Origin of the sequence: Ralstonia sp. 1138 (assembly GCF_040544795.1) — a bacterium.
GTDB lineage: Bacteria > Pseudomonadota > Gammaproteobacteria > Burkholderiales > Burkholderiaceae > Ralstonia > Ralstonia flatus.
This window is the reverse complement of sequence record NZ_JBEPKQ010000001.1, coordinates 1,458,364-1,474,113: the sequence shown is the minus strand read 5'-3', so window position 1 is coordinate 1,474,113 and position 15,750 is coordinate 1,458,364. Positions and strand designations below refer to the sequence as shown.

Here is a 15,750-nt window from a genome sequence, read left to right as displayed (position 1 = left end):
TACGCAATCATGAAGACAGTCATCCTGGCCGGGGGCCTCGGCACGCGCATCAGCGAAGAATCGCACCTGCGGCCCAAGCCGATGATCGAGATTGGCGGGCGCCCGATCCTGTGGCACATCATGAAGATCTATGCCGCCCACGGCATCAACGACTTCATCATCTGCCTCGGTTACAAGGGCTACGTCATCAAGGAGTACTTCGCCAACTACTTCCTGCACATGTCGGACGTGACGTTCGACATGTCGAAGAACGAAGTGACCGTGCACGAGCGCCATGCCGAGCCGTGGCGCATCACGCTGGTCGACACGGGCGAGCAATCGCAGACCGGCGGCCGCCTGAAGCGCGTGGCCGCCTATCTGGACCCGAACGAGCCGTTCTGCTTCACCTATGGCGACGGCGTGTCGGACATCGACATCACGAGCAAGATCGCCTTCCACCGCGCACACGGCAAGATGGCCACTGTGACGGCCGTGCAGCCGCCGGGCCGCTACGGCATGCTCCAGCGCGACGGCGCACGCGTGACCGGCTTTACCGAAAAGCCGCCCGGCGACGGCGGCAGCTGGATCAACGGCGGCTTCTTCGTGCTCAATCCGTCGGTCATTGAATACATCGCGAGCGAAGACACGCCGTGGGAGGGCGCACCGATGGCGCGCTTGGCCGAGATGGGCGAACTGAACACGTTCGAGCACCACGGCTTCTGGCAGCCGATGGACACGCTGCGCGACAAGAACAGTCTGGAAGCCCTATGGCAAGCAGGGAGTGCACCGTGGAAAAAGTGGTGACGCTCGACCCGCGTGCGTGGGCTGGCAAGCGCGTCTTCCTGACCGGTCATACGGGCTTCAAGGGCAGCTGGCTGGCACTGTGGTTGCGCCAGCTTGGCGCCGATGTTTACGGCTACAGCCTGGCGCCCGAAACGCGCCCGAATCTCTTTACGCTGGCCGAGGTGGAATCCGCCATGGCCGGCCACACGCTGGGCGATATCCGTGACGCGGATGGCCTGCGTGCCGCGATGACCGCGGCGCGACCCGACGTCGTCTTTCACCTGGCCGCGCAACCGCTGGTGCGCGCGTCGTACCAGGACCCGGTCGGCACGTACGCCACCAACGTCATGGGCACCGTGAATGTGCTGGAAGCCGCGCGCGCATGCGCCGGCCTGTCGGCCATCGTGGTGGCGACCACCGACAAGTGCTACGACAACCGCGAATGGGCCTGGGGCTACCGCGAGACGGATGCACTTGGCGGCCATGATCCTTACAGCGCGTCCAAGGCTTGCGCCGAACTGGTGGCCGCAAGCTACCGGCGCGCCTTCTTCGCCAACGGCCCGCTGCTGGCCACCGGCCGCGCTGGCAATGTCATCGGCGGTGGCGACTGGTCGGAAGATCGCCTCATTCCCGATGCCGAGCGCGCGATGCGTGCCGGTACGCCGCTGGTGATCCGCTCACCGCACGCCACGCGGCCGTGGCAGCACGTCCTGGATTGCCTGCATGGGTACCTGGTGCTCGCGCAACGGCTGCTGGCCGGCGACGCCGCGTGCGCAACCGCCTGGAACTTCGGCCCGGACAGCGCCGCCACACGCACGGTCGAACAGGTCTTGCGAGGCTTGCAGCAACATTGGCCCGCACTGATCTGGCAACTGGACGCCAATGCCGCCACCGGCAAGCACGAGGCCGGCATGCTGCATCTCGACGCCAGCCGGGCACGCCAGCAGCTAGGCTGGCAGACAGCGTGGCCGTTCGAAACTGCGCTGGAACAGACCGCCGCGTGGTATCGGCATCTGCATGAAAAAAGCGCGGATGCGCGCGCGCTGTGCGACCAGCAGATCGACCGCTTCACCGCCGCCGCATCTGCTGCCACACGCAGGAGCGCCGCATGAGCCGCTTCACCATCCAACCGACGCCGCTGGCCGGCGTGGTCGAGATCAACCGCAAGGTGATCGGTGACCATCGCGGCTACTTCACGCGCTTCTTCTGCGCAGACGAACTGGCCGCCGCCGGCTTCGACAGCCCGATCGCGCAAATCAATCACTCGTATTCCGCCAAGCGCGGCACCGTGCGCGGGCTGCATTTTCAGTACCCGCCGCATGCCGAGATCAAGCTGGTGAGTTGCGTGCGCGGCCGTGTGTTCGACGTGGCCGTTGACCTGCGCGCAGGCTCGCCGACGTTCCTGCAATGGCATGCGGTGGAGTTGTCCGCCGACCGCCACAACAGTCTGCTGGTGCCGCGCGGGTTTGCCCACGGCTTCCAGGCGCTGGAAGACGATTGCGAGCTGCTGTATCTGACCTCGACGCCGTACGCGCAAGCCGCTGAAGACGGGCTCAACCCGACCGACGGCCGCCTGGCCATCGCCTGGCCGCTCGACATGACCGAATGCTCCGACCGGGACCGCAACCATCCGCCGCTGACCGACGCGTTTGCGGGCATCACGTTGCGCGCCCAGAGTCCTGAACTGCAGGAACAGCCATGACCCAGAAAATTCTGTACTCCAAGCCGTCCATCACCGAGCTGGAAGTCGAATACGCCACCGACGCCGCACGCAACGGCTGGGGCGACCAGTGCTACGCCTACATCAACCGCTTCGAAAAACAGTTTGCGGAATTTGTCGGCACGCAGTACGCCATTGCCACCTCAAGCTGCACCGGTGCCATGCACATGGGCCTGGCCGCGCTCGGCATCGGCGCCGGCGACGAGGTGATCCTGGCCGACACGAACTGGATCGCCACGGCATCTCCCATCACTTACGTGGGCGCGACGCCGGTGTTTGTCGACATCCTGCCGGACACGTGGTGCCTGGACCCGGCGCTCGTGGAAGCCGCCATCACGCCGCGCACGAAGGCGATCATCGCCACGCACCTCTACGGCAACCTGTGCGAGATGGACCGCCTGCTCGACATCGGCAAGCGCCACGGCATTCCCGTCATCGAAGATGCAGCCGAGGCTGTAGGCTCGCGCTGGCACGGCCACGCAACCGGCTCGCAAGGCATCTTCGGCACGTTCTCGTTCCATGGCACCAAGACCATGACGACGGGCGAAGGCGGCATGTTCGTCACCAACGACCGCGCGCTGTACGACCGCGTGATGACGCTGAACAACCATGGCCGCGTGCCGGGCGGCAAGCAATTCTGGTCGGATTTCATCGGCTTCAAGTACCGCATTTCCAACGTGCAGGCCGCCATCGGCTGCGCACAGCTCGAGCGCATCGACGCGCTGGTTGCCCGCAAGCGCGAGATCTTTGCCGAGTATCAGGCGCACCTTGGCGGCGTTGCCGGCCTTGCGCTCAACCCCGAGGCCCCCGGCACGCTCAACAGCTACTGGATGCCCACCGTCGTGTTCGACGAAGCGCTGGGCATTACGCGCGACGGGCTGCTGGCCGCGTTCTCGCGGCGCGGCATCGACGCGCGCGTGTTCTTTTATCCGCTGAGCCAGACGGAATTGTTCGGCACGTCCGAGGCCACCGCGCGCCGCAACGCGCCCAACAGCTACGCGATTGCCGAGCGCGCCATCAACCTGCCGTCGTATCACGACATGTCGAGCGAGAACATCGCGACGGTGTGCAACGTGGTGCTCGATCTCGTGAAGGCCCGCCAGGAGACGCTGACATGCCTGGCATCCTGAGCCCCGACCAGATCGAGACCTTCCAGCGCGACGGCCTGCTGATCCTGCGCGACTTCTATGCGCCGTCGCAGGTCGAGCCGATCCAGCGCGCCATCTACGACATCATCGGTCTGGTGATCGACAAATACCGTCTCGACATCGAGCGCGCACCGTTTGCGCCGGAACGGTTCGACGACGGGTATCAGGCGGTCATCAAGGCCAATCGCAAATACGGCGCCGAGGTGTATGACGCCGTCAAGCAGATCCCCGCGTTTGTCCGCCTGCTGGGCGACGAGCGCCATGAGCAGCTCGTTCGCAGCGTGCGCCCTGGCGCGCTGCCGGGCATTGCGCACGCCGGCTCCGGCATCCGCATCGACAACCCGCGTGAAGAGAAATTTCGCGCCAACTGGCATCAGGAATATCCGGCCCAGTTGCGCAGCCTGGACGGCGTGGTGTTCTGGAGCCCGCTCGTCGAAATCACGCCCGAGATCGGACCGGTGGAGTTCTGCCCCGGCTCGCACGTCGAAGGCCCGTTGCCCGTCTTCAGCGCCGACCCGGACAACGCCGGCAAGCAAGGCGCCTACGCATTGCTGATCAAGGACGAGGCCAGCTACCTGGCGCGCTATCCGCACGTGCAACCGCTCACCAAGCCGGGTGACCTGGTGATGGTCGACTTTCTGGTGCTGCACGCCTCGGGACACAACACGAGCCAGCGTTCGCGCTGGTCGATGCAGTTCCGCTACTTCAATTTCTGCGAGCCGACCGGGCGCTCGCACGGTTGGAAGGGTTCGTACGCCAACGGCGTCGACTTCCGTACCGTCCACCCCGAACTCTCCGTGGAAGCCTGACCATGACCCAAGGTGCACTGCCCTGCAACGTCTGCCAACAGCCGCTGGCGGAACCGATTTACCGCGCCGCGCCGCAAAGTTCGCTGTCTTCGCTGCGTCGTGCCATGGACGGCACGCTGGAAGTGTTCTGCTGCGCCGCGTGCGGCCACATCCAGACCGCCGAGCTGTGCGACAACGGCAGCTTCTACGACACCGAGTACGACATCCTCGTCAACAGCGAGGAAGAAGATCAGATCTACGCGGTGGAGAACGGCCAGAAGATCTTCCGCGCCGACCATCAGGTCGCCACGTTCCAGCGCAAGCTGGCCTTGCAAGGCGCGTTGCATGAGGGCGCGCGCGTAGTCGACTTCGGCTGCGCAAAGAGCGCCACCATGCGCCTGCTCAAGCAACAGCGCCCCGACGTGAACGTCCATCTGTTCGACATCAGCGACCGCTACGTCGGCTTCTGGGAAAAATTCCTGAGCCCCGGACAATGGGCGACGTACACGATCCCGCCGGCATGGCAGCGTTCGTTCGATGTCGTCAGCTCGTTCTTCTCGCTCGAACACATCCCCGACCTGACGACGGCGCTGCGCAACATTCACGGGCTGCTGCGCGATGGCGGCGTGCTGTACGCGATCGTCCCGAACACGTTCACCAACTCGGTGGATTTTCTGGTGGCGGATCACGTCAACCACTTCACGCACACGTCGCTGCAGACGCTGCTGGCCAACCACGGGTTTGACTTGCTCGAAGCCGATGCGCAGAGCCACCGTGGCGCCTTCGTCGTGACCGCCATGCGCCGTCCTGGCGACAGCAAAGTCGCGCCGGTGCTCGATGCGCAAGCATTGGCCGACACGCAAAGCGCCGCTCGCAAGCTTGCCCACTTCTGGCAACAGGCCTCCAGCCATCTGACGGACTTTGAAACGCAGCACGGCAGCGCCCCCGCCGTCATTTACGGCGCGGGTTTCTATGGCGCCTACACGGCAAGCAACCTGCAACAGCCGCATGCCCTGCGCGCGTTTGTCGATCAGAACCCGTACCTGCAAGGGTCCTCCCTGGCGGGCAAACCGGTGGTGGCGCTGGACAGCATTCCGGACGAAGTTGAAGTGGTGTACCTGGCCGTGAATCCGGTCATTGCCGATGAAGTGCGGCACACCGTGGAAGCCGCGTATCCGAATCGCTTCCGCTATTTCCGCTTCCAGCCATGATCGCGCGCGGCTCCCTCGTCCTTCGGGAATGGCGCGAGAGCGACATCCCTCAACTGCTGCCGCTGCGCAACGATGTGCCGACGCAGTTGCAGCTGATGACGCGCCCGCGGCCGAACTCCGCCGCGAGTGTGCGCGACTGGCTGATCGCGAAATCGAAGCAGAGCGACCTGGTGCTCTTCGTCATTGCCAGCCAGGCAGATGACAGCGTGCTGGGCTACCTGCAGCTGAACCACATCGATGCGGTCAACCGACACGCTTCGCTTGGCATTTGCCTGGCGTCGTCCGCGCAAGGCAAGGGCCATGGGCGGGCCGCATGCGAAGCCGCGTTTGCCTACGCCAGCGAAACGCTGTGCCTGCGCAAGATCACGCTGGAAGTGCTGGCTGAAAACACCCGCGCCATCGCGCTGTACGAGAAGCTCGACTTCCGCACCGTCGGCACGTTGGCGGGCCACTACCTGCAAGACAACCGCTGGCACGACGTTGTCCTCATGGAACGGATGCTGGCGTCATGAAGGTCGTGATCACACAACCGATGCTGTTCCCGTGGGTCGGTCTGCTCGAGCAGATCATGCTGGCCGACGTGCTCGTCAATTACGCTGACGTGCAGTTCTCCAAGGGCAGCTTCACCAACCGCGTGCAGATCAAGGAGCCGGCCGGCACGCGCTGGATGACGGTGCCGCTGGAGAAGTTCCACCTCGGTGCGCGCATCGACGAAGTCAAACCCGCCACCAACGTCGACTGGCGAGCGCAGCATCTGCGCATGCTGGAGCAGGCCTACGAGGCCGCGCCGCATGCAAGCGACATGCTGGCGCTCGTGCGCTCCGTGTACGAAGCCGACTACACCAACATGGGTGCGCTGGCACTGGCGTCCATGCGCGCGGTGTGCCGTTACCTGGGCATCGAGCTGGACCGCAAGTTTGTCGACGCGCCGGAGCTGGACATTCCCGGGCGCAACACCGACCGCGTGCTCGCCATCGTGAAGAAGCTGCAAGGCGACACTTACATCACCGGACACGGTGCCAAGAACTACCTGGCCCACGCCGAGTTCGAGCAGCAAGGCGTTGCCGTCGAATACATGAATTACGCCATGCGGCCGTATCCGCAATTGCATGGCGCGTTCACCCCCTTTGTCAGCAGCCTGGACCTGATTGCCAATCATGGCCCGGCCGGCAAGCAGTACATGTGCCCTCAGACCCTCCACTGGCGCGAGTTCATCCAATGAGTGAAATCGAAGCAATCCAACCCGAAGCGCCGCAAGACGTGGCGCCCGTGAAGCAGGCGGAGGCCCTCCAGCAGGTTGCGCTGAGCGTCTGCATCCCGACCTACAACCGCGCCCGCTATCTCGAGAATCTGCTTGCAGAACTCGTCTCGCAGATCGGCGAACTGAAGTTCAGCTACGAACTGCTGATCGGCGACAACTGCTCGACCGATGCCACCGAAGAGGTCGTGGGCCGCTACCAGGACAAGCTGAACATCCGGTATTTCCGCCGCCCGTCGAACCTCGGCTCGGCAGAAAACCTGAACCAGCTCTATCGCAGCGCGCAGGGCAAGTACGTGCTCTATCACGCCGACGACGACCTGCCGATCCTGGCCGAGATCAACAACAACATCGACATCTTCGAGCGCAACCCGGGCGTGGATGTCATCTTTGCGCCGTGGTTCATCCACGACCTGCCGACGCGGCAGGACGTCACCATGTTCTATCGCCAGGACGACAACTACCTGATCGAGCAGCACGACTACGCCAAGCTGCTGGCACTGGTGTTGTCGCACCACCTCTTTCCGGAGATCTACCTGGCGCGCCGCGAGGTGATGGACCGCATCTACTTCAGCGCGCCCGAGCCCGCGTTCTACGCCTTTGTGCATGCGGCGGAGATGCTCGGCTCCAGCGCGGTGTACTTCAGCAAGACGCCGTTCTATCGCTCGGTCTCGCGCTACTTTGCCGACGAGACCCGCGCACAGGCCGGCAACGAAGAAGTGAAACACGCGTGGGACCGCTATCGCGGCGGGCTGGAATACCTGTTCGGCAAGTTCTCGCACACGCTGCCGGCGGCCGAGCGCCCCGAATGGCTGAACGCCATCAACCAATTCGTGCTGGCACGCATGAAGGTGGCGCTGCGCCTGCGCACGCATGAAGGCGGCCACTGGATCGACAACTACTACATCGCCAACCGCGTCCGCGCGCTGGGCGAAGTGTCCGATCTGCCGGCGCCGTATGACCTGTACCGCGTCAATGCCGCGTTCGAATACGTGACCAAGCTCGATCCGTTCAAGCCCGAGCCGCCGAAGTACGCCACCTTGCGCCGCGCACCGCTGCAGGTCTTCCACCACGCGCACGGCTTTGCCGACACCTCGTTTCTGGTGCTCGACGACGATGACGCCATTCCGCATCACACCATCGTCGTCACGCCGATCCCGATGGACATTGCGGTGCCGGCCGGCCGCGAAGTCCGTTTCGTGTCGGAACTCGAAACGCTCGCCAAATTTCCCTGAGTCACTGGTCACACCCACATGGATCTCTCCAACGCCCATTCCGTGGTCTCGCTGATGAACAGCGTGCTGGCGCCGTCCACTGTCGGCGGCAGCACCGCCAGCGGCGAAACCGGCAAACCCGGCGTCGACTTCGGCTCCGTGCTCAAGTCGTCGCTGGACCGCGTCGACGCTTCACAACAGAAGGCCGAATCCATCTCGCGCAGCTTTGAAATGGGCAATAACGACGTCGACCTGCACGACGTCATGCTCTCGCTGCAGAAGGCCAACATCGACATGCAGACGGCCGTGCAGGTGCGCAACAAGCTGGTCTCGGCGTACCAAAGCATCATGAGCATGTCGATCTGACATCACGCTCCCCCGCCCTTTTCCCATCACGGAGGAGGGCTTACGCTCACTCTTGTTATTTATATTGCACGCAATATAATTGCATCATCGATTTCTGGATCGATCTCCCGGCCGACATGTCGCCGACCGGGTTTCCCAACAAGAGGACCCGACCATGAAGACGCTTTACCAGACCCAAGTCACCGCTGAGGGCGGCCGCGCCGGCCATGTTCGCAGCGCCGACGGCACGCTCGACCTGCCCCTCTCGCTGCCGCGCGAGCTTGGCGGCGCAGGCGGTGCGGCCACCAATCCTGAGCAACTGTTTGCCGCCGGTTATGCCGCCTGCTTCGAAAATGCAGTGCTGCATGTAGCACGTGCCAAGCAGATCAAGCTGGCCTCGACCTCGGTCACGGCCACGGTCGGCATCGGCCCGCGCGAAGACGGCGGCTTTGCGTTGACGGTGTCGCTGTCGGCCACCCTGGGCGGCGTCGATCAGGCGACGGCTGAAGCGCTTGTGGCGGCCGCGCATGGCGTATGCCCCTATTCGCATGCCGTCCGTGGCAATATTGACGTCCAATTGAACACGGTCACGCGCTGAGCCCTTTCCGGGCCGATGCGGCACTCGCCGCTCGGGCGCCAGACCGTTCCCCCCGGGAGTTTTCCGTGAACGACGTGCTGGCGCTCGATCAGCAGCTCTGCTTTCCTTTGTATGCCGCCGGCCACTTGCTGACGCGCCTCTACCGCCCGCTGCTCGATGAACTGGGCCTGACCTATCCCCAGTACCTGGTGATGCTGGCGTGCTGGCAGCAGGCGCCCTGCGCAGTGGGTGACCTCGGCCGCACGCTTTACCTCGATACGGGCACCCTTACACCGCTGCTCAAGCGGCTCGAAGAGCAAGGCCTCGTCACCCGCACGCGCGATCCCGATGACCAGCGCCGCGTCGTCATCGAGTTGACGGAAGCCGGCCGCGCCCTTCGCGAACGTGCCGCCAAGGTGCCCGAAGCCCTGGCCTGCAAGATTCCGCTGGAATTGGATGAGATCGGCGCCACGCGCAACGTGCTGCGCAAGCTGCTCGACGCATTGGCCACAGCGGACGACCGCGAATGAACGCACCGTCCGCTTCCGCCGACCTGGCGCTGGTTGTCATCGCCCGCAATGAAGCCGCCAGCATTGCGCGCTGCCTGCTCAGCGCCAAGCCGTTTGTCGATCGCATGGTGGTGCTGGATACGGGGTCGACTGACGACACCGTCGCCATTGCGCAGTCGTGCGGCGCACTTGTCAGCCACATGGCGTGGACGAACGACTTCTCCGCCGCGCGCAACACGGCGCTGCAGGCGGCCAATGCCGACTGGAACCTCATCCTGGACGCAGACGAATGGCTGGAAAGCGGCGGCGAGCACCTGCGCACGGTCGGCGGCGCAGAGCCGTCCGTCGGGGTGGTGTGCGTCAAGAACGATACCGATGCAACTGAATCCGCCAGCCAGCTGATTGCGTGGATTCCGCGGCTGCTGCCGCGTGGCGTGCACTACACGGGGCGCATCCATGAGCAGCCGGTGTCCTCCTTGCCCTCAACGCGGGTGCCGGTCGTGGTGCGCCACGACGGCTATACCGCGGCCAAGATGCAGAAGAAAGGCGAGCGCAATACGCAGCTGCTGCTCGATGAACTCGCGCATCGGCCGGACGATCCGTATGTGCTGTATCAGCTCGGCAAGGAAACCGAGCTGCATCACGAAGACTACGCAAAGGCCGTGACGTACTACGCGCGCGCCTTCAGCCTGGCGCCGGCAGATGCGCCGTACCGCCGCAACCTGGCACTGCGTTATGTGTACAGCCTGGGCAAGGCCGACCGCGTTGACGAGGCACTTGCGCAAGGCGACGTCGCCATCCAGACGTGGCCGGACTTTCCGGATCTGTGCTTTGCGCTGGGATTGGTCTTGCTGGATGCGGCGGCCAAGCACCCTGACGAGGCAGGCGTGCGGTGGCTACCGTTGGCAGAACAGGTCTTCAACCGCTGCCTGGAGATCGGCGATCAGCCGGAGATGGACGGCAGCGTCATCGGCCGGGGCAGCTTTCTCGCTGCGCAGCAACTGGCGATCGTGTACCAGATGCAGAGCCAAGCGCTCGCACGCAAGTCCGAGCACTATCTGACGCTGTCAAAACAGCTGCAAGACGCGTCGCCTCAATAACGCGCCATGCTGCCGTAAGCGTTGCTTGCGGTGGTGGCGCGGCGCGCCGTGTCGATGCGCTTCTGCAGGCGGTCCAGGCGCGGATACACCATGGCGCGCACGCGTGCGTCATCTTCCAGAATGCGCACGAGCAGCGTGCGCTTGCGCTCCACGTCGGCACGCGAGAGCTGCGGATGCGGCTCGGAACGGCGCAGCGCATCCACATAGGCGGCACTCTCGCGTTCCAGCGTACTGACGACTTCCCAGTTACCCACTTCGGCCGCGCTGACCATTTCAGCGGTCAGGCGCGCAATGGCTTCGTAGCAGGTGAACAGACTTTCGCTGTCCTTGATCGGGATGTTGCGGTGCATAGTGGCTCCAGTTGGGCCGAATTCAGTCAAAGGTCGCCTGACTACAAACGACCGGCAATCAGCTCACAACGCTCAGGTGGCTGTTTGCCACGGCGGCAGCCGGTTGGCCGGTCTGGCCGATGGCAAGCCACGCATCCTGCAGCGGGACCAGCAAGGCATCCACCTCGGCGAGGATCGTCAGATCGTTGTTGCCGTTGGCCACCAGCAGGCGGCGCAGCATGTAGTCGTACAGCGTGTTCAGTTGCACGGCGATGTCGCCGCCGCGCTGGTGATCGAGGCTGGCCTGCAGGCCCTGGCCGATGATCGAGATGGCCTTGTCGAAAGCCTTCACCTTCGCCAGCACGTCGCCGCGCTGGATGGCGGCGCTTGCCAGATTGATGGCGGCGCGCGCGCCTTCAAACAGCATGGCGATCAGGCGGTGCGGATTGGCGTCAACCACGGACGTCTCGATGCCGACTTGCGCATAGGCACCGATGGCACGGCGTGCAGCGTACATGGAAAAGGTCCTCGCTGTAGTCTGTTTTGTTATGGGTTGTGCTCTAAACCTAAACCCGGCTTAGTTGTTGCTCGACGTCTGCTTCGCAATGGCCGCGAGCTGCGTCGTCAGGTAATTGCTGGTGTTCGTCATGCTGGCCACCGCCGCGGACAGCGCGTTGAACTGCGTGTAGTACAGCGCCTGCTTGTTGTCCAGGCGCGTCTGCATGGCGGTGATCTGGCTGGCAAGCGAGGTGAGCGAACTGTTGATCGCGTCGGTCTCGTTCTGCACCATGCCGCTGGACGACAGCAGGTTGGTCATCACCGTGTTGAGCTGGGCGGCGTAACCGCGCTGTACCGTGACCGTGCCGCGGGCGCCGAGCGGGCCGCCGGCAATTTGCACGCTCAAGCCGTCGGTGGCGGAACCGGCGATCCCATACAGGTTCTGCCCCGAACCGGTCGCGGCCACGCCGTTGATGGTGCCCTGCACATCCACACCGTTGGCGGCGGTGGGGCTCGCGCCGAAGAGCGACGAAGCGCCCGCACCCGATACCGAGACCGCCGACACCGAGCCGAACTGGCTGTCGGTAATGCTCAGCACACCGCTGGCATTGGCCGACACCGAGGCGGTCACCTTGGCGTTCTGCAGCGTGGTCGATGCGTTGATCTGGCTTTGAATTTGCGCAGCCAGCGTCGTCGCGGTGTAGCTGCCGGCCGCCAACGTCACGTTGACGGACATCCCGCTGATGTTGAAGGCGAGCGTGTCGTTCACACCCGCCGTAATGGTCGTGTTGGCGGCCGCCGAACCCGTGAGCGTGCCCTGCGTGGCCAGCTGTGTCACGTTGACGGCGTAGCTGCCGGCCTGCGTGGAATCCGAGAACGTCGGCACGCTGACAAGCGAATCAGTGGCCGTGCCGGTGCCGGCAAACAAGCCCGCCACCTGGCTGGGCGACTTTGCAACCGCTGCCGACAGCTTGGTGTTGTCCACCGACAGCGTGCCGTCGGAATTCATCGTCACGCCGACGCTGCCCAGCGACTGGTAGTTGCCGTTGCCGACCGCCTGGCCCAGCACGTCGGTAATCTGGTTGATCAGCGTCTTGGTACTCACATCGCCAGCCAGCGGGCCATTGTTGGCGCTGTTGGCGGTGTCGATCTTGGTAAGCGAATTCAGTTGCGTGCGCAGCGCGTTGTAACCGTTCACGAAGTTCGTGACGGCGGTGGTGGTGGCGGTCGGGTCGTTGGCCACCGTCACGTTGGTGCTGCCTGTCTTGGACAGCGTGAACGACGTGCCATCCACTACGTTCGACAACGTGTTGGTCGGGCTTTGCACGGCAATGCCGTTGATGGTGGCCAGGGCATTCTGGCCCGTGGTCACCTCGGTCATGTTCTGCGTGCCGGCCGGGTCTTGCGAGAGCAGCGATTGCAGCGTCGCGTCGCCCGACACCGAAATCTTCATCTCCGAGCTGGAACCGCCCGCGGTGGATGTCAGCACCAGACGGTACGGATTGCCGCTGCCGTCATTGACGATGCTGGCCGAGACACCCAGGTTGGCCGAATTGATCGCATCACGGATGCCGGCCAACGTGTTGTTGGACGAATCGATCGTGATCGAGCCGCCCGCGAGGTTGCCGTTCTGCGTGAACGTCGAACCGGTGTACTTGCCGCCCGAAAGCGAGCCGCCCGACACCGCGCCGAACGAGAACGAAATCGTGGTCGATGCGCCGCTGCCGATGGCGGTCGTGGTGGACGTCTGCCCCTGCGCCGCCAGCACCTGCGATTGCGCAAGCTGCGTGACATTGACGGCGTAGGAACCGGCAGGCGCCGAGCCCGTCACCGACGCACTCAGCATCGAGGTGTCGTAGCCGCTGGCCTTCATGGCGCTGTAGTTCGATGCGCTGGTCAGGCTCGACAGCGCAGTCTGGAAGGTCGACAGCGCACTCTTGAGCGAGCCTACGGCCGACAACTGCGTCTGGTACGAGCTTTGCTGCGTCTGCAGCTGCGTCAGCGGCTGGCTTTCCACCTTCATGAGGCTGGTCACCAGCGAATTGACGTCGATGCTCGTCCCGATACCGGGAATGGAGATCGGCGGAACGTAGTTGCTGGTTGAGGAGGTGGTAGTGGTAGTCGCCATGATCGGGTCCGATAAGCATCTGCGCCGGCGGAAGTCTCTCTACACAACGGCACGGGCTGCCGGTTCTTTAGGGCAGGTTATGCAGGCGCCACCCACGAAAAAGGGGGGTATCCGACCAATGAAAGACCAATGAAAAAAGGCCGACGCTCCGAGGAGCGCCGGCCCTTGGCCCAACCGCCGGAGCGGCTGGACTGCATCCAACTGCCTGATTAGCCCTTCAGCAGGCTCAGGATGCTGTTCGGTGCCGAGTTGGCTTGCGCCAGCATCGCCGTACCCGCTTGCTGCAGGATGTTCTGACGGGTCATGTTCGACGTTTCCGAAGCGTAGTCGGTATCGACCATGGCCGACTTTGCAGCCGACAGGGCGGTGTTCGACGAGGTCAGCGTGTTGATCGTCGAGCTCAGACCGCTTTGCTGTGCACCCAGGTCAGCGCGAGCTGCCTTCAGGCTGGCCAGGTCGGCGTCGATCTTGGCCTGGGCTGCCGTTGCGTTGGCGGTCGAGGTCACGCTCGTGCTCGACAGCGTACCGAAGCTGGCCAGGTTGGCGTTGGTCACGGTAGCGACGTCGGTCGCCGAGTTTTGGCCGTATTGGAACGTGGTCGAGGTGACCGAGCCGTCGAACAGCTTGGCGCCGTTGTAGTTGGCGTTGGTCTCGATGTTCTTGTTGGCCGTGGCCAGCTGTTGGTATTCCTTGTCCAGGTTGGCCTGGTCGGTGGTCGACAGACCGCCGTTGTTGGCTTCCACAGCCAGTTGGCGCATACGTTGCAGGTTGTTTTCAACCTGGCCCAGGTACGAGTCGGCCGTTTGCAGGTACGACTGTGCGTTGTTGGCGTTCTGGATACCTTGGGTTTGCGAGTTCAGCGTGGTCGTCAGGCTGGAAGCCACAGCGTAAGCAGCGGCATCGTCCTTCGCGCTGTTCACACGCAGGCCGGTCGACAGACGTTGCAGCGACGTTTGCAGAGCGGACTGCGATTGCGACAGAGCTTGCTGCGTTTGCAGGGACGAGATGTTGGTATTGAGGCTGAGGGACATGACGGCTCCTAAGTTTCCCGATGGTTTGTTGCCCGTGTTTGCTAATTCCGGCTAGGCCGGGCAACGTGACCTGCAACTTGAAGGGGATCAGGTCTGCGTTGTACTCAGGTTATCGGTGGCCTCTGAGGAAAGTTTAGGGTCGCCTTGACAAATTTGTGCGTCGGCGGCGGTTTGGGCTTGCGGCCGCCTGACTTCCGACACCCCTCCAAAAGAGGCGGTGCGCCTGCTTCTTGGCCGGCAGGCCCTCGGCTATACTCGTTCGACCAGTTCATAGGCGCCTGCATCTCTCTATATAGAGCGCCACACACGGCACAGATGGGGAGTTGCAAGCCCGCCAGTCGGCCCAAGGCCTGCCGGCGGAAAGAAGAGCTCGAAGCGAGCCCGCGTTTGACCCGCAACACCCACCATGCTCAATGTCCTGATCGTCGAACCGCACGATATCGCCCGTGTCGGCCTGCGCCAGATCCTCAAGGATTCGCGCCTGGCCCGCCAGATCGAGGCCGTGCCGGACCTGCGCGATGCCAACAACGACCTCCTCGCCCAGCGCGAGTGGGACGTCATGCTCTTCTCGGTGGAATCGGCCACCGGAGACGAATTCCAGACGATCAAGTCCGTGCGTCAGCAGCATGCCCGCCTGGCGGTGCTGGCACTGGGCCGGCACCCTGAGGCGCTGCTGGCCGTGCGAGCGCTCAAGGCGGGCGCCGCCGGCTATCTGCCGATGGACGCCAGCCAGCCGCAGCTGCTGGCGGCCGTCAACGCCATCTCCAAGGGCAAGAAGTACTTGCCTTCGGATCTCGTGGAAGTCCTGGCCGACAACCTGAACGTCGACTGGGACAAGCCACGCCACGACATCCTCTCCGACCGCGAATTCCAGACGCTGCGCATGCTGGGCTCCGGCCGCACGCTCGGCGAGATTGCCGAGGCACTGCAGATCAGTGTCAAGACAGTAAGCGTGTATCGGGGGCGCGTGCTCTCAAAGATGAAGCTGCGCAACAACGCCGAGCTGACCATGTACGTCGTCAGCAACGGCCTGCAGATCTAGGGTGTCCCGTAAAGCTACTGCGCGACCCGATCTTGGTGGTGCGATGCTCGCCGTACCCATGTACGGCTGCGCGTCTCCCACCAACCTCGG

General features: G+C 63.9%; 18 protein-coding genes. 14 read left to right on the top strand and 4 right to left on the bottom strand.

Features of this window, described 5'->3' with window-relative positions; all coding sequences use genetic code 11:
- Positions 1-9: 9 nt before the first annotated feature.
- The 13 genes from rfbF to ABIC76_RS06420 all read left to right on the top strand — a co-directional run bounded on the left by rfbF (position 10) and on the right by ABIC76_RS06420 (position 10,632).
- The gene (rfbF, locus tag ABIC76_RS06480; RefSeq protein ID WP_027679896.1) at positions 10-783 is read left to right on the top strand and encodes a glucose-1-phosphate cytidylyltransferase; all 774 of its coding nucleotides are present in this window, start codon (positions 10-12) and stop codon (positions 781-783) included.
- Positions 747-1,874 carry a CDP-glucose 4,6-dehydratase gene (rfbG, locus tag ABIC76_RS06475; RefSeq protein ID WP_502947840.1) on the top strand — a complete coding sequence of 376 codons (1,128 nt, stop codon included), beginning with the start codon at positions 747-749 and terminating at the stop codon, positions 1,872-1,874. Before rfbF ends, rfbG begins: the two co-directional genes overlap by 37 nt.
- On the top strand, positions 1,871-2,464 hold the full coding sequence (gene rfbC / locus ABIC76_RS06470) for a dTDP-4-dehydrorhamnose 3,5-epimerase (protein ID WP_354533371.1): 594 nt from the start codon (positions 1,871-1,873) through the stop codon (positions 2,462-2,464). Before rfbG ends, rfbC begins: the two co-directional genes overlap by 4 nt.
- A complete protein-coding gene (locus ABIC76_RS06465; RefSeq protein ID WP_354533370.1) occupies positions 2,461-3,612 on the top strand; it encodes a DegT/DnrJ/EryC1/StrS family aminotransferase in 1,152 nt (383 codons plus the stop codon). The genes rfbC and ABIC76_RS06465 overlap by 4 nt, the downstream gene beginning before the upstream one ends.
- Positions 3,597-4,439 carry a phytanoyl-CoA dioxygenase family protein gene (locus ABIC76_RS06460; RefSeq protein WP_102065399.1) on the top strand — a complete coding sequence of 281 codons (843 nt, stop codon included), beginning with the start codon at positions 3,597-3,599 and terminating at the stop codon, positions 4,437-4,439. Before ABIC76_RS06465 ends, ABIC76_RS06460 begins: the two co-directional genes overlap by 16 nt.
- A gap of 2 nt (positions 4,440-4,441) precedes the next feature.
- Positions 4,442-5,629, top strand: a complete 1,188-nt coding sequence (locus ABIC76_RS06455) for a class I SAM-dependent methyltransferase (RefSeq protein ID WP_354533369.1) — start codon at positions 4,442-4,444, stop codon at positions 5,627-5,629.
- The gene (locus ABIC76_RS06450; RefSeq protein WP_354533368.1) at positions 5,626-6,141 is read left to right on the top strand and encodes a GNAT family N-acetyltransferase; all 516 of its coding nucleotides are present in this window, start codon (positions 5,626-5,628) and stop codon (positions 6,139-6,141) included. The genes ABIC76_RS06455 and ABIC76_RS06450 overlap by 4 nt, the downstream gene beginning before the upstream one ends.
- On the top strand, positions 6,138-6,851 hold the full coding sequence (locus tag ABIC76_RS06445; RefSeq protein ID WP_102065402.1) for a WbqC family protein: 714 nt from the start codon (positions 6,138-6,140) through the stop codon (positions 6,849-6,851). Before ABIC76_RS06450 ends, ABIC76_RS06445 begins: the two co-directional genes overlap by 4 nt.
- The gene (locus ABIC76_RS06440) at positions 6,848-8,122 is read left to right on the top strand and encodes a glycosyltransferase family 2 protein (protein ID WP_354533367.1); all 1,275 of its coding nucleotides are present in this window, start codon (positions 6,848-6,850) and stop codon (positions 8,120-8,122) included. The genes ABIC76_RS06445 and ABIC76_RS06440 overlap by 4 nt, the downstream gene beginning before the upstream one ends.
- A gap of 18 nt (positions 8,123-8,140) precedes the next feature.
- Positions 8,141-8,467, top strand: a complete 327-nt coding sequence (gene fliE, locus ABIC76_RS06435; protein WP_354533366.1) for a flagellar hook-basal body complex protein FliE — start codon at positions 8,141-8,143, stop codon at positions 8,465-8,467.
- A 154-nt stretch (positions 8,468-8,621) separates the two neighbouring features.
- The gene (locus ABIC76_RS06430) at positions 8,622-9,044 is read left to right on the top strand and encodes an organic hydroperoxide resistance protein (RefSeq protein ID WP_027679886.1); all 423 of its coding nucleotides are present in this window, start codon (positions 8,622-8,624) and stop codon (positions 9,042-9,044) included.
- Between the two features lie 65 nt (positions 9,045-9,109).
- Entirely contained in the window at positions 9,110-9,553 is a 444-nt protein-coding gene (locus tag ABIC76_RS06425) for a MarR family winged helix-turn-helix transcriptional regulator (protein WP_027679885.1), read from the top strand.
- Positions 9,550-10,632 carry a glycosyltransferase family 2 protein gene (locus ABIC76_RS06420; protein ID WP_354533365.1) on the top strand — a complete coding sequence of 361 codons (1,083 nt, stop codon included), beginning with the start codon at positions 9,550-9,552 and terminating at the stop codon, positions 10,630-10,632. Before ABIC76_RS06425 ends, ABIC76_RS06420 begins: the two co-directional genes overlap by 4 nt.
- On the opposite strand, the gene ABIC76_RS06415 is transcribed toward ABIC76_RS06420, so the two are convergent.
- The 4 genes from ABIC76_RS06415 to ABIC76_RS06400 form a co-directional block, all read right to left on the bottom strand.
- Positions 10,626-10,982: a flagellar protein FliT gene (locus ABIC76_RS06415; protein WP_027679883.1), complete on the bottom strand. Its 357-nt coding sequence runs from the start codon at positions 10,980-10,982 to the stop codon at positions 10,626-10,628. The genes ABIC76_RS06420 and ABIC76_RS06415 overlap by 7 nt on opposite strands.
- Before the next feature lie 58 nt (positions 10,983-11,040).
- Positions 11,041-11,478 (bottom strand): flagellar export chaperone FliS, encoded by a 438-nt coding sequence (gene fliS, locus ABIC76_RS06410; protein WP_102065405.1) that lies wholly within the window; start codon positions 11,476-11,478, stop codon positions 11,041-11,043.
- 60 nt (positions 11,479-11,538) lie between these two features.
- Positions 11,539-13,587, bottom strand: a complete 2,049-nt coding sequence (fliD, locus tag ABIC76_RS06405) for a flagellar filament capping protein FliD (RefSeq protein WP_354533364.1) — start codon at positions 13,585-13,587, stop codon at positions 11,539-11,541.
- A 209-nt stretch (positions 13,588-13,796) separates the two neighbouring features.
- A complete protein-coding gene (locus ABIC76_RS06400) occupies positions 13,797-14,618 on the bottom strand; it encodes a flagellin N-terminal helical domain-containing protein (protein WP_102065407.1) in 822 nt (273 codons plus the stop codon).
- 406 nt (positions 14,619-15,024) lie between these two features.
- On the opposite strand from ABIC76_RS06400, the gene ABIC76_RS06395 reads away from it, so the two are divergent.
- Positions 15,025-15,660, top strand: a complete 636-nt coding sequence (locus tag ABIC76_RS06395; RefSeq protein ID WP_027679879.1) for a LuxR C-terminal-related transcriptional regulator — start codon at positions 15,025-15,027, stop codon at positions 15,658-15,660.
- The last annotated feature ends 90 nt before the right edge of the window (positions 15,661-15,750 follow it).